This is a genomic window from Thalassovita sp. (assembly GCF_965218685.1).
Lineage (GTDB): Bacteria > Pseudomonadota > Alphaproteobacteria > Rhodobacterales > Rhodobacteraceae > Thalassobius.
Genome location: NZ_OZ244657.1, coordinates 421825 through 435561, shown reverse-complemented (window position 1 = coordinate 435561; position 13737 = coordinate 421825). Strand labels below are relative to the sequence as shown.

The 13737-nt window shown below is 59.6% G+C and carries 13 protein-coding genes; 9 read left to right on the top strand and 4 right to left on the bottom strand.

The annotated features are described in order from the left end of the window. Nucleotides 1-34: 34 nt before the first annotated feature. On the top strand, nt 35-940 hold the full coding sequence (gene era, locus ACOQOQ_RS02315) for a GTPase Era (RefSeq protein WP_420568539.1): 906 nt from the start codon (nt 35-37) through the stop codon (nt 938-940). 10 nt (nt 941-950) lie between these two features. Here era and ACOQOQ_RS02310 read toward each other — a convergent pair whose 3' ends face one another. Together ACOQOQ_RS02310 and hemN are read right to left on the bottom strand one after the other, a co-directional pair. Beyond that, nucleotides 951-1853 carry an endonuclease/exonuclease/phosphatase family protein gene (locus tag ACOQOQ_RS02310; protein ID WP_420568538.1) on the bottom strand — a complete coding sequence of 301 codons (903 nt, stop codon included), beginning with the start codon at nt 1851-1853 and terminating at the stop codon, nt 951-953. A gap of 32 nt (nt 1854-1885) precedes the next feature. Beyond that, entirely contained in the window at nt 1886-3241 is a 1356-nt protein-coding gene (hemN, locus tag ACOQOQ_RS02305) for an oxygen-independent coproporphyrinogen III oxidase (RefSeq protein ID WP_420568537.1), read from the bottom strand. Nucleotides 3242-3309: 68 nt separating this feature from the next. Here hemN and fnrL point away from each other — a divergent pair, with 68 nt between their 5' ends. Beyond that, nucleotides 3310-4056 (top strand): transcriptional regulator FnrL, encoded by a 747-nt coding sequence (fnrL, locus tag ACOQOQ_RS02300; protein ID WP_420568536.1) that lies wholly within the window; start codon nt 3310-3312, stop codon nt 4054-4056. Between the two features lie 48 nt (nt 4057-4104). Here the strand turns inward: fnrL and ACOQOQ_RS02295 are convergent, their stop codons facing one another. Beyond that, nucleotides 4105-4944 carry a universal stress protein gene (locus ACOQOQ_RS02295; RefSeq protein ID WP_420568535.1) on the bottom strand — a complete coding sequence of 280 codons (840 nt, stop codon included), beginning with the start codon at nt 4942-4944 and terminating at the stop codon, nt 4105-4107. 201 nt (nt 4945-5145) lie between these two features. Here ACOQOQ_RS02295 and ccoN point away from each other — a divergent pair, with 201 nt between their 5' ends. The 4 genes from ccoN to ccoP are packed head-to-tail and all read left to right on the top strand — an operon-like array spanning nt 5146 to nt 8574. After that, nucleotides 5146-6747, top strand: coding sequence for a cytochrome-c oxidase, cbb3-type subunit I (ccoN, locus tag ACOQOQ_RS02290; RefSeq protein ID WP_420568534.1), 1602 nt, complete (start codon nt 5146-5148; stop codon nt 6745-6747). A gap of 16 nt (nt 6748-6763) precedes the next feature. After that, a complete protein-coding gene (ccoO, locus tag ACOQOQ_RS02285) occupies nt 6764-7492 on the top strand; it encodes a cytochrome-c oxidase, cbb3-type subunit II (protein WP_420568533.1) in 729 nt (242 codons plus the stop codon). Nucleotides 7493-7506: 14 nt separating this feature from the next. Beyond that, the gene (locus ACOQOQ_RS02280; protein WP_420568532.1) at nt 7507-7698 is read left to right on the top strand and encodes a cbb3-type cytochrome c oxidase subunit 3; all 192 of its coding nucleotides are present in this window, start codon (nt 7507-7509) and stop codon (nt 7696-7698) included. 3 nt (nt 7699-7701) lie between these two features. Next, a complete protein-coding gene (gene ccoP, locus ACOQOQ_RS02275) occupies nt 7702-8574 on the top strand; it encodes a cytochrome-c oxidase, cbb3-type subunit III (RefSeq protein ID WP_420568531.1) in 873 nt (290 codons plus the stop codon). A gap of 121 nt (nt 8575-8695) precedes the next feature. On the opposite strand, the gene ACOQOQ_RS02270 is transcribed toward ccoP, so the two are convergent. Then, nucleotides 8696-9367, bottom strand: a complete 672-nt coding sequence (locus tag ACOQOQ_RS02270; protein WP_420569718.1) for a DUF2270 domain-containing protein — start codon at nt 9365-9367, stop codon at nt 8696-8698. 279 nt (nt 9368-9646) lie between these two features. Here ACOQOQ_RS02270 and ccoG point away from each other — a divergent pair, with 279 nt between their 5' ends. From ccoG to ACOQOQ_RS02255, 3 genes are read left to right on the top strand one after another with little or no spacing between them, the layout of a single operon-like run. Beyond that, nucleotides 9647-11083, top strand: a complete 1437-nt coding sequence (ccoG, locus tag ACOQOQ_RS02265; RefSeq protein WP_420568530.1) for a cytochrome c oxidase accessory protein CcoG — start codon at nt 9647-9649, stop codon at nt 11081-11083. Continuing rightward, nucleotides 11083-11538 (top strand): FixH family protein, encoded by a 456-nt coding sequence (locus ACOQOQ_RS02260; protein ID WP_420568529.1) that lies wholly within the window; start codon nt 11083-11085, stop codon nt 11536-11538. Before ccoG ends, ACOQOQ_RS02260 begins: the two co-directional genes overlap by 1 nt. 9 nt (nt 11539-11547) lie before the next feature. Then, nucleotides 11548-13734: a heavy metal translocating P-type ATPase gene (locus ACOQOQ_RS02255; protein WP_420568528.1), complete on the top strand. Its 2187-nt coding sequence runs from the start codon at nt 11548-11550 to the stop codon at nt 13732-13734. Nucleotides 13735-13737 lie beyond the last annotated feature (3 nt).

Here is a 13737-nt window from a genome sequence, read left to right as displayed (position 1 = left end):
ATGCCGCTGACCTTGATCCAAGGAGAGACGAACCATGACCAAGCGCGCAGGCTTTGTGGCCCTGATCGGAGAGCCGAACGCCGGTAAATCCACGCTGACCAACCGGATGGTGGGGGCGAAGGTCTCGATCGTGACGCACAAGGTTCAAACCACGCGCGCGCGCATCCGGGGCGTCGCCATGGAGGGTGAAAGCCAGATCGTGTTCGTCGACACGCCCGGCCTGTTCCGCCCGCGTCGCCGTCTGGACCGCGCAATGGTTGCCGCCGCCTGGGGCGGGGCTGCTGATGCGGACGTGATCGTCCTGCTGGTCGAGGCGCATCGCGGTGTTACCGAAGGCGTCGAGCGCATCCTTGAGGGGCTGGCCGACTTGGGCGAGCGTCGCATCGCTCTGGCCATCAACAAGATTGACCGGGTCAAGGCCGAGGATTTGCTGGCTTTGTCCCAGGATCTGAATGCCCGCTTCAACTTTGTTCAGACCTTCATGATCTCGGCTGAAAAAGGGCATGGCGTTGACGATCTGCGCAAATGGTTGGCCCAGGAACTGCCCGAGGGCCCTTGGCTGTACCCAGAGGACCAGATCGCCGATCTGCCCATGCGCATGATCGCCGCCGAAATGACCCGCGAAAAACTGACCCTGCGCCTGCATCAGGAACTGCCCTATCAAATGACGGTCGAAACCGAGAAATGGGAAGAGCGCAAGGATGGCTCGGCTCGTGTTGACCAGATCATCTATGTGCAGCGCGATGGCCACAAAGGTATCGTTCTGGGCAAGCGCGGTGAGACGATCAAGGCAGTCAGCCAGGCCGCACGCGCCGAGCTTGAGGAATTCATGGGCCGACGTATCCACTTGTTTTTGCAAGTGAAGGTGCGTGAAAACTGGCAGGAAGAGGCCGAGCGTTACTCGGAAATGGGTCTGGATTTCCGTGACGGAAACACCTGATTTTCAGCGTTCAGAGGCCGGGTAAATCCAGCACCAACGCCGCGTGGTCACTGGCGTGTGGGCGATGATGGCCGACGCCGGACAAATGCGGACCGGGGTTGCGGTGGGTCTCAAGGCTCATGCCCTCTCGCAGAATTTGTGGAACAGCGTTCGGGAATTGGTGCGCCAGGGTAGGGCTGGCCAGCATCGCATCGGGATGGCCATACAGATGGCTGGGCGGGTGGTGCCACGTCCACCGCTGCGGCGCGGGCAACCGGTCCAGAAGATCAACGCTGATCGCTGACAACTCCTCTAGGGCGCGCGGCGCATGGTCTGAGGCGGGCTCGTTCAGATCCCCCAGAACCAGCCAAAGCGCCTGCGGCGACTGCGAGCGGTAAATGATTTCGTGCAATGCCCGCGCTTCGGCGCGGCGGATGTCCCATGTGCGTTGGGTGTCGGGGTAGGGGGCCTTGAAGTGACAGATGAACAGGGTCAGGGCTCCACTACGAATTTCCAACACATCCCGGCGAAAAATCGGCTGATCCAGCGGCAAAGACGGCAGATCCAGCTCCAGATCCTGCGGCGTCAGTGCGGCGTGGCTGCGCACCAGATCCAAAGGGCTTCGCGCCATCACGGCCACATCCAGCCCGCGCCCATCATTTCCGGGCAAGCAATGACGGTGCGGGTATGTCACCCCGATTGGCGTCAGATAGCGGTCGTGAAATGCATCCAGGGTCGCGCTGTCGAATACCTCTTGCAAGGCGATGATATCGGCCGTCGTGTCGCGGATGACCTGCGCGCTAAGCTGGCGATCTGAGTGATCCAGCGTCGGGGCCTGATCGCCCATGTCAGCGGGCAAGTCGCTATCGCGGGCGCCATCCAGATGATCGCCGCGCAGACGCAGGTTTTGCAGATTGAACGTGGCGATCCGCATGTGCTCGCCCCAGTTTGGCTTTGGTCGTTTCCCTAGATAGCCGAGGAATGCCCAGCTTTGCTTAGGTCATAAGCATCGAAAGAACGGGCGATCATCCGGGTCAGCGGACGTGCCTGTGCCGGGATGTACAGACCCTTGCTGTTGTGTTCCAGCATCTCGGAGAATTCGGCCCGTGCAGGGGCGAAAAGCGCGTTCAACTCGGCCTGCGTCATCTGGAAGGTTTCCTTCAGCTCGGCGTCGTCGGTGGCAAAGTCGCACATCAGCATCTCGATGATCCGCGAGCGCAGAACGTCGTCGTTGCGGAAAAGGTGACCCCGCGCGGTCGAGTAGCGCCCCTCGCGGATGGCGGCGGTATGCGCGCCGGTGCTGGGAGCGTTCTGAGCATAGCCCTGCGGAAACCGCGAGATCGACGACGCGCCGACGCCCAGCAACACGTCAGACGTATCATCCGTGTATCCCTGGAAATTGCGGCGCAGTTTTCCGGTTTTCTGAGCGATGCTCAGGCCATCCGATTTTGTGGCGAAGTGGTCGATGCCGATTTCCACGTAATTGTCCCAGGCGAACAGGCGGCGGGCTGTCTCGAACAGTTCCAGCCGCTCTTCGGGGGTGGGCAACGCGTCCGAGGGGATCATCTGTTGCCGCTTGGCCATCCACGGCACATGCGCATAGCCATACAAGGCGACCCGGTCAGGGTTCAGCGACAGCAGTTTTTGCACACTTTCGGTGATGCGCTCGTTGGACTGGTGCGGCAGGCCGAACAGGATGTCGGCGTTAAGGCTGTAAACTCCGTGACTGCGGATCGCCTCGATCGCGTCGCGGGTGATATCAAAGCCCTGAATCCGTCCGATGGTTTTCTGAATATCTGGGTCGAAGTCCTGCACTCCGATCGAGGCCCGGTTCATCCCGGCCGCAGCCAGTGCACTTAGGCGAGCGTCGTCGATCTCGTTCGGGTCGATTTCGACTGAAAATTCATAATTCTTTGCAAAAGGCGCCACATCCAGCACGGCTTCGGCCAGATCGGTCATCATTTCAGCGGACAAAAGCGTGGGCGTCCCGCCCCCCCAATGCAACCGGTTGAGCCTTACGCCCTCGGGCAGATCACGTTTCAGAATCTGCAATTCGGCCTTCAGAGTTTCCACATAGGCGCGAACAGGTGATTCCGATTGAGTGCCTTGAGTCCGGCAGGCACAGAACCAGCACAGACGGCGACAAAACGGCACATGCAGGTAAAGAGATATCTCTGATTCAGGTTCTATCCCCCTGATCCAGCTTCTAAAATCCCCGTCTGAGACGTCATTTGAGAAGTGTGGCGCCGTAGGGTAACTCGTGTAACGAGGGACCTTCGCGTCAAACAGACCCAGTTTTGCAAGTTGCGTTTTCGTTTCCATAAGCCTAGCCTCTAGTGGAAACAGGAAGGGTCAACTTTGACCCAGATCAAGCGCGAAACGGTTCCAAAATGCTGCAGGACGACACCCTTGCCCGCAACCATCACTGTGATGAATGTCCGATTCGTCATAAAGCTGTATGCGCACGTTGTGATGGTGATGAGCTGGAGCAACTGGAAGAGATCAAATACTACCGCAACTTCGAGGCCGGCCAGACCGTGATCTGGTCGGGTGACAAGATGGATTTTGTTGGGTCGGTCGTATCGGGTATCGCCACGCTGACCCAGACGATGGAAGACGGGCGCACTCAGATGGTCGGCTTGCTGCTGCCCAGCGATTTCGTCGGTCGCCCCGGGCGTGACGGCGCAGCCTATGACGTGGTCGCGACCACTGACCTGGTGATGTGCTGCTTCCGCAAGAAACCATTTGAACAGATGATGGAGCGCACGCCCCATATCGCTCAGCGTTTGCTGGAAATGACCTTGGACGAGCTGGATGCGGCACGCGAATGGATGCTGGTCTTGGGCCGGAAAACCGCGCGCGAGAAAATCGCATCACTGCTGTCGATCATCGCGCGTCGCGATGCGTCGTTGAACTTGCGTGCGACGCAGGGGCCGGTGGTGTTCGATCTTCCGCTGACCCGCGAGGCGATGGCCGACTACCTGGGGCTGACGCTGGAAACAGTCAGCCGCCAGATCTCGGCGTTGAAACGGGATGGGATCATCACGCTGGAAGGCAAGCGCCACGTCACCATCCCTGATCTGGGCCGCCTCATGGAAGAGGCCGGCGACGACAGCGACGGCGGCATGTTCGCCTAAGAGAATTCGCCTAAGAGAAAAGGGAGGCCTTGCAGCCTCCCTTCTTTATTAGTGGGCCATCAGCACCGGTAGTTCGGTCTGCTCCAGCATGTACCGTGTCGCGCCGCCAAGGATTGCCTCGCGAAAGCGCGAGTGGCCATAGGCGCCCATCACCACCAGATCGGTCTTGGTATCCGCGGCGTGGCGCAATAGCACATCCGATACGCGGGGCATGGTTTTGGCCAGCACATCGATTTCGGCGCGCACACCCTGGCGGGCCAGGTATTGCGACAACAGCCCACCGGGATCCGAGCGGGTGGGGCCGTGGGTCGGCGGGTCGATGACCACCACATGCACGGATTCGGCTGCCTGCAGATAAGGCAGCGCAGCGCGTACGGCCATCAGGGACTCGTTGCTTTCGTTCCACGCGATCGAGATCGTCTTGGCCTGTGTCATCGGAGGCTTACCGTCAGGCAGCATCAGCACCGGCACCTTGCCGTCAAACAGGGCGGCTTCGATCACGGGCTCCATTTCGGCGCTGTGGTCTTCTCCGTATGGCTGCGGCAGCACCACCAAGTCAGAGAATCGCGCATGGGCCGCGACGATACGGCTGAGATCCGCCATCTGGGCGACGCTCTGTTCGGTTCCCCAGCGAATTTCGGTTTTCGACAAGAAAGCCTTGGCCGCGTCCTCGATTTCCTGGGCATCCTCCTGCGCACGCGAGATTGTTTCCTGCAAAACCATCGCACTAGCGCCAGCGTAGTAGTATCCGGTCTGGGTCCGATCGACCCCCATGCAAAGCACGTCCAGATGCGCATCATGCGCCGCGGCCAGCGCGGTGGCTTGTTCCAAAACAGGTGCAACGAAAGCGGAATTCGTCAGCACCGTGAAAAGACTTTTATAGGCCATGGGTCACTCCAATCCGTTTGCCCTCTGAGATCAGAGCCTAAAGCGCGCTATTCGGACGCACTTTGACACGGGTCAAGGAATGCACGGCTGAGTTTTGACACAGATCAAGGCAAGACCGGGCCCCGAACCGCATTAAACGCCCAGTCTGGAACCGCCTGCGCGGCACACGAATCGTGCAGGTCAGAGACGAAGGGACGCAAAATGGTAAATTACATCAAGCTGATCGCGCTTGGTCTGATCACGCTCTTGGCGCTGATCGCGGCCAATTATGCGCGTGACGTGGCATACTTGGTGAACGCGATAACCGTGGCTTTGGCCGCCGGTGTCACGTTCCTGTATGTTCTGCGGAATACTGGCGAGGACGCCAAACCCGCACCACAAAACGAATATCTCGACGGTGTCGTCCGCTACGGCGTCATCGCAACTGCCTTGTGGGGGGTCGTTGGCTTCCTGGCGGGGACATTCATCGCATTTCAATTGGCATTCCCCGTGCTCAATTTCGATTGGGCCCAAGGGTATCTGAACTTTGGCAAACTTCGCCCACTGCACACCTCGGCGGTTATTTTCGCCTTTGGCGGCAACGCATTGATCGCGACCTCGTTCTACGTGGTTCAGCGGACCAGCGCTGCACGCCTTTGGGGCGGTAACCTGGCCTGGTTCGTGTTCTGGGGCTACAACCTGTTCATCGTTCTGGCCGCAACCGGGTACATCCTGGGTGCAACCCAGTCGAAAGAATACGCCGAGCCTGAGTGGTATGTGGACATTTGGTTGACCATTGTTTGGGTGAGCTATCTGGCCGTGTTTGTCGGCACCATCGTCAAACGGAAAGAGCCGCACATCTACGTGGCAAACTGGTTCTTCCTGTCGTTCATCATCACCGTGGCCATGCTGCACGTGGTGAACAACCTGTCGATCCCGGTTTCGATCTTCGGTTCGAAATCCATCCAGGTCTTTGCAGGTGTCCAAGACGCCATGACCCAGTGGTGGTACGGCCACAACGCCGTGGGCTTCTTCCTGACCGCTGGCTTCCTGGGTATGATGTATTACTTCGTGCCGAAGCAGGCTGAACGTCCGGTTTACTCGTACAAACTGTCGATCATCCACTTCTGGGCACTGATCTTCATCTATATCTGGGCTGGTCCGCACCACCTGCACTACACCGCGCTGCCTGACTGGGCTTCGACCCTGGGCATGGTGTTCTCGGTTGTGCTGTGGATGCCCAGCTGGGGTGGCATGATCAACGGCCTGATGACCCTGTCTGGCGCTTGGGACAAGCTGCGCACCGATCCGATCATCCGTATGATGGTTATCTCGATCGGCTTCTACGGCATGTCGACCTTTGAAGGTCCGATGATGTCGATCCGCGCTGTGAACTCGCTGAGCCACTACACTGACTGGACCATCGGTCACGTGCACTCGGGTGCGCTGGGTTGGAACGGCATGATCACCTTTGGTGCTCTGTACTTCCTGGTTCCCAAACTGTGGAACAAGGAACGCCTGTACAGCCTGAGCCTGGTTTCCTGGCACTTCTGGCTCGCGACCATCGGCATCATCCTTTATGCGGCATCCATGTGGGTGACCGGCATCATGGAAGGTCTGATGTGGCGCGAAGTGGATGCAAACGGCTTCTTGGTGAACTCGTTCGCTGACACCGTTGCTGCGAAACTGCCGATGTATGTGGTGCGTGGCGCTGGTGGGATCATGTTCCTGCTGGGTGCGATCATCATGTGCTACAACCTGTTCATGACCATCAAGCGGAGCCCGGCTGTTGCAGCTGATAACTCTGCTGTCCCGGCAGAATAAGAAGGGACCATAGACAATGGCAATTCTTGATAAACACGCGATCCTCGAGAAGAACGTAACGCTTCTGACGATCTTTGCCTTCCTTGTGGTCACTATCGGCGGCATCGTGCAAATCGCTCCGCTGTTCTGGCTGGAAAACACCATCGAGGACGTAGAGGGCATGCGCCCCTACACCCCGCTGGAGCTGGCTGGTCGTGACATTTACATCCGCGAAGGGTGCTATGTCTGCCACAGCCAGATGATCCGCCCGATGCGGGACGAGGTTGAACGCTATGGCCACTACTCGCTGGCGGCTGAATCGCAGTATGACCACCCCTTCCAATGGGGTTCGAAACGGACCGGTCCTGATCTGGCCCGTGTGGGCGGCCGCTACTCGGACGAGTGGCACGTCGACCACCTGCGTGACCCGCAATCGGTTGTGCCTGAATCCGTGATGCCGAAATACGGCTTCCTGGAGAACCGCATGATCGACGGCAAGTACATCGCCGACAGCATGAAGGTGAACTCGTTCGTTGGGGTGCCTTACTCCGAGGAAATGCTGGCCAGTGCCCAGGCGGACTTTACCGCTCAGGCTGACCCGGACAGCGATTACGATGGCCTGCTGGAGCGCTATGGCGAAGACGTACAAGTGCGCAACTTCGACGGTCAGCCCGGAATCTCCGAAGCTGACGCTCTGGTCGCCTATCTTCAGATGCTGGGCACGTTGGTTGATTTCTCGACCTTCACCCCGGACGCAAGCCGGTAAAGGAGGGACCAAATATGGAAACCTATTCTTTCCTGCGTGAGTTCGCGGACAGCTGGATGCTGATGGCCCTGTTTGCCTTCTTTATCGGGGTGGTGGTCTTCGCCTTCCGTCCCGGTTCCTCGAAGGTCTACAGCGACGTCGCCGACATCCCCTTCCGGCACGAAGACAAACCCGCCGCTAGCGGCGGTGACGCCAAGGAGGCGTGAGACATGGCTAAGAAACCAACTGAAAACAAAGATGTGGGCACGACGGGCCACGAATGGGACGGCATTGAAGAGCTCAATACCCCCCTGCCGCGCTGGTGGCTGTGGACCTTCTACGCCTGTATCTTCTGGGGCGTGATCTACACCATCGCTTATCCGGCATGGCCGGGCATCAGCAGCGCAACTGCGGGTGTTCTGGGCTGGTCGACCCGCGGTAACGTTGCGGCTGAGATTGCTGCCAACGAAGCCAAACTGGGCCCGATCAACGAACGCCTGGCATCGGTCGAGCTGGCCTCGATTGCGGATGATGCCGAGCTGAACGGTTATGCCGTTTCCGCCGGTTCCGCCGTGTTCAAGACCTGGTGCGCTCAGTGCCACGGTTCTGGTGCAGCTGGTGCCAAGGGCTATCCCAACCTGCTGGACGATGATTGGCTGTGGGGTGGTTCCATCGAGGACATCCACTTCACCGTCACCCATGGTATCCGCAATGAGGATGACCCCGAAGAAGAGGCCCGCCTGTCGGCAATGCCTGCCTTCGGTGCAGACGAGTTGCTGGAGCCCGAACAGATCGACCAGGTCGTGAACTACGTCATGTCGCTGTCGGGTGAGCCAATGGATGCTTCGCTGGTTGCAGCTGGCGCCACCGTGTTCGCGGACGAATGTTCCTCGTGTCACGCAGAGGATGGTACCGGTGACCGCGGTCAAGGTGCACCGAACCTGACGGATGCGATCTGGCTGTATGGCGGCGACTATGACGCCATCAAAGAGACTGTTGTGAACTCGCGCTATGGCGTGATGCCCAACTGGAACACCCGTCTGACCGAAGCTCAGATCCGCGCGGTTTCCGCTTACGTCCACCAGTTGGGCGGCGGCGAGTAACCTCGCAAAAGAATACCCAGGGGCGTTTCCCGCGTCCCTGGGTTCGGCACCGGCCCTTCCGTCCTGTTCGCGCGTTTCCTGGAAGGCCGGTGCCAATTAATTTAGGCACCGATCCCAAAAATCAACCCATCGAGCTGTCAGTTCCGCGCCCCCGAGCGCGGTTTTTGTCGTTTTGGTCGCTCCAAAGCGCAATTCCCATCCAACTGATCATGTACAGAATGCCAAAAACTACGATTACTTCGCCGGGCAAAGGGCCGACATCGGCGCGGCGAAACGCTTGATCCAACGATTCGACCGGGGTGGGGTGCACCGCCAGCTTGCCCGCAAAAGCCAGGGATTGGATCATCAGGATCCACAGGTAATTCCGACGGATGCGCCGCCCGATCGCGGTCATCATGCTGACGTGATACTTGGGTTTAAGATAATCCTCGGACAGGGTTTTCTGCCAGTTCTCCTCCATATGAAGGTCGCCGTCATACAGCATCGGCGCATAGAAATGGGTCTCCATCCAGCGGGCCCGCGCCCGCCAGACGTTGAAATAGCGATAGCGCCGGGCCTCTTGCATCAGGAAAAAGATGATCAGCACCCCCACGAGCACCAATGGCAGCGGCGAGGCATCGGGCGAGGCAAACGAGATGGACAAGGCCACCCCCAGCGTCACCACCGCCCAGTTTGTGGTGGTGTCCAATCGGGTGCGCCAGATGGTGCTGCGATAGACCTCGCCCCGATAAAGGTGAGCGATTGCTGTTACTTCGGAATTAGTCAGCGATGTTCGTTCGGTTTCTTGGGCCAGTTTGCCCGCGGATTGGGTCACGTATTCCCCCCGTTTTGCCTTTTGTTCCGGACGTTTTGCCCGGCGTCTCCTGCTCCAAGGAAACTATGCACGGGGGAACTGAGATGGTCAAAATTTAAGCAGGCCCCAGAGCTGCCTTTTTCGCTCTGGTTTAGACGACAGGCCAAGGCATCTTCAGAAATAGGTGAGTGAAAGATGCAGATTTGATGCAGGTCAAAGCCGCTGAGTGCCAAGACTGGGAAAACAGCGCGACCAGTAGCCATTTACCGGAGTGATTCCGTGTCGCAAACCGAACCCGAAACCCCACCGAGCCTTTATGCCGCCCGCGAACCGATTTTCCCGCGCCGTGTCAGCGGGAAATTCCGTAATCTCAAGTGGTGGCTGATGGCCTTTACGCTGGGTATTTACTATCTAACCCCTTGGTTGCGCTGGGATCGTGGGCCGGCTTTGCCCGACCAGGCTGTTCTAGTTGACCTGGGCAACCGCCGCTTTTTCTTTTTCATGATCGAGATCTGGCCGCACGAGTTTTACTTCATCGCTGGCCTTTTGGTGATGGCGGGGCTTGGGCTTTTCCTGTTCACCTCGGCGTTAGGGCGTGTTTGGTGCGGCTATGCTTGTCCTCAGACCGTTTGGACTGACCTATTTATTTTGGTCGAGCGCTGGATCGAAGGTGACAGAAATGCGCGTCTGCGTCTGCACCGCCAGAAAAAACTGGATTTCCGCAAAGCGCGGCTGCGACTGACCAAATGGGTGGCGTGGTTCCTGATCGCCCTGTCTACGGGTGGGGCCTGGGTGTTCTATTTCACCGACGCTCCGACGCTGCTGGTTGATCTGGTGACGATGAGCGCACACCCGATCGCTTATTCGACCATTCTGGTTCTGACGCTGACCACCTTTATCTTTGGCGGTTTCGCGCGTGAACAGATCTGTATCTATGCCTGCCCCTGGCCGCGGATTCAGGCCGCCATGCTGGACGAAGACTCGTTGGTTGTGGGCTATCGCAGCTGGCGCGGCGAGCCGCGCGGCAAGCACCGCAAATCCGCCGAGGCTGAAAACCTTGGGGATTGCATCGATTGCATGGCCTGCGTGAACGTCTGCCCCATGGGGATCGACATCCGCGACGGCCAGCAGCTGGAATGTATCACCTGCGCCCTGTGCATCGATGCCTGTGACGAGATGATGGATAAGGTGGGCAAACCGCGTGGCCTGATCGACTATATGGCCCTGACGGACGAGGCCGCCGAACGCGCTGGCAACGCTCCGAAATCGGTCTGGAAGCATGTCTTCCGCCCGCGTACCATTCTTTATACCACATTGTGGTCGCTGGTTGGTGTCGCGCTGGTCGTCGCCCTGTTCTTGCGGACCGAGATTGACCTGACCGTCGCCCCGGTACGGAACCCGACCTTCGTGACGCTGTCGGATGGCACTATCCGCAACACCTATGACGTCCGCCTGCGGAACAAGCATGGCGAGGAGCGGCCCTTCAAGATCTCGGTCAAGGGCGATCCGTCGCTTTATGTGATGCTTGAAGGCACGCCCTATGCGTCGGTCACGGTGCCTGCGGACTCGATGAAGCTGCAGCGCGTGTATGTGATGGCGCCCAAGGGGTCAGCCCCGGCAGAAAGCGAACGCGTTGACCTGCGTATCTGGGTCGAGGACAATTCCAACGGTGACCGCGCTTATAAGGACACCGTATTCCACGGAAGGAACAACTGATGACCGAGCGTCAAATCACCGGCCGGCATGTCTTTTTGGGGTTTGCCGCGGCCTTTGGCCTGATCATTGCCGTGAACGTCTTTATGGCCTTCAACGCCATCAAGACCTTTCCCGGGCTCGAGGTGAAAAACTCGTATGTCGCCAGCCAGGAGTTCAACGTACGCAAGGCCGCGCAAGAGGCTTTGGGCTGGACCGTCACGGCGGTGCATTTGAAGGGGACGCTTTACCTGAACATCAATGATGAGAATGGTAACCCGGTTGTTCCCAAGGAATTGCACGCGGTTGTGGGGCGCGCAACGTCGATCGCCGAGGATGTGGAACCCGCTTTTTCCTTTGACGGCCGTGCCCACGTAGCGCAGCTGGAACTGGCCGATGGTAACTGGAACATCCGCATGAATGCCATCGCCGAAGATGGCACCGAGTTCACCCAACGGGTGATCCTGCACGTGAAGTAAGGCCCTGACATGACTGCCACCATGCGTCCAACCCCGTCTGCATGTCCGGCCTGCGCCGCGGCTCCGGCCTCGGAAGCTTTGGCTGAACTGGACGCCCCGCAAGAGGCCCGCATAGCCCTGTCAGTTCCTGCCGTGCACTGCGCGGCCTGTATCTCGACCGTGGAAAGGGCCCTGGCCAAGGCCCCAGGCGTGCAGTCGGCCCGCGTGAACCTGACCCTGAAACGGGTCCAGGTCGAGGCGGACGCAGACGTGATGCCCGAGGATCTGATCGGCGTGCTGGAGCGCGTCGGCTATGAGGCGCACGAGCTGGACGCCGGCGCGCTGAGTGCCACCCAAACCGACAAATCAGGCCGCGATCTGCTGATGCGGTTGGCGGTGGCGGGCTTTGCCTCGATGAACGTGATGCTGCTGTCGGTGTCCGTCTGGGCCGGGGCGGCAGATGCCACGCGGGACATGTTTCACTGGATCTCGGCGGCGATCACGCTGCCGACCATCGCGTTTTCGGGCGTACCATTTTTCAAAAGCGCATGGGGCGCGTTGAAGCACAAGCGCCTGAACATGGACGTGCCGATCGTGCTGGCCATTGTGCTGGCGCTGGTGACCTCGCTTTGGGAAACCTCGTTGTCCGGGCACCATGCCTATTTCGACGCCGCGCTGACGCTGACGTTTTTCCTGCTGGCGGGTCGCTATCTGGATTACCGCACCCGCGCGATTGCTCGGTCAGCAGCCGAGGAACTGGCCGCGCTTGAGGTGCCCCGCGCCATCCTGATCCGTGACGGAGAAGAAGTGCAGGTGCCAGTTTCCGAGGTATCCGTGGGCGATATGATCCTTGTGCGTCCGGGCGGGCGGATGCCCGTGGATGGGGACGTAACCGAGGGCACATCCGAGATTGACCGCTCGCTTCTGACCGGGGAAACATTGCCGGTTCTGGCCGAGCCGGGGCACGGCGTTTCAGCTGGCGAGGTCAACCTGACCGGCCCACTGATCATTCGCGCCACGGCCGTGGGCAAAGATACCTCGTTGCATCAGATGGCCGATCTGGTTGCTATCGCTGAATCCGGCCGCTCGCGCTATACCTCTTTGGCGGACAGCGCGGCCAAGCTTTATGCGCCCGGCGTGCATATCCTGTCGGCGCTCAGCTTTGTTGGCTGGTGGCTTTATACGTGGGACGTGCGCACCGCGCTGAACATTGCCGCCGCCGTTCTGATTATCACCTGCCCCTGTGCACTGGGTCTGGCTGTTCCGGCTGTGACCACCGCAGCCTCGGGACGGTTGTTCCGCAAGGGGATGCTGATCAAGCATTCGACGGCTTTGGAACGTCTGGCCAAGGTCGACACCGTGGTCTTTGACAAGACCGGCACGCTGACCGCTGGCACGCCCGAGCTGACAAATCTGGGTGATCATGCGACCCGCGATCTTGAGATTGCGCTGGCATTGGCCGAGGGGTCCTCGCATCCCTTGTCGCAATCGCTGACTCGCGCTGCGCGAGAGGCTGGCGTAAAACCCGCCCGCGTTGACCAGATCACCGAGGTGCCGGGCTATGGTACCGAAGGTCTGTGGAAAGGTCAGCGCGTCCGCCTGGGCCGTGCGGCTTGGGTTGGCGCCAGCTCGACCGAGATGACTTCGGCCTGGTTGTCCGTCGCGGGGGAAGCGCCGCAAGCCTTCACCTTTACCGACCGTCTGCGCGATGGGGCCGAAGAGGCCGTGCGCGCGCTGATTGATGCGGACAAAGAGGTCATCCTGATTTCGGGCGACGCCACCCGCGCGGTCGAGGATCTGGCCAACCGTCTGGGCATTCAACACTGGATGGCCGAGGCGCTGCCCGCAGACAAGGCCGCCCGAATTCAGCATCTGTCGCAGCAGGGCAAGCATGTGCTGATGGTGGGCGATGGGCTGAATGACACAGCAGCGCTGGCGGCTGCGGATGTTTCGATCTCGCCAGCCTCGGCGCTGGATGCGGCGCGTGTGGCCTCGGATATTGTGCTGCTGGGCGGGGATCTGTCCCCAATTGCAGACGCGCTGGAGACGGCTCAATCGGCCACCAAGCGCATCCGTGAGAACTTCCAGATCGCGACCCTGTACAACGTGATCGCCGTTCCGATCGCGATCATCGGGCTGGCCACCCCATTGGTGGCGGCCTTGGCCATGTCTGCAAGTTCCATTACAGTATCGCTGAATGCGCTGCGCCTGAGGTAACCC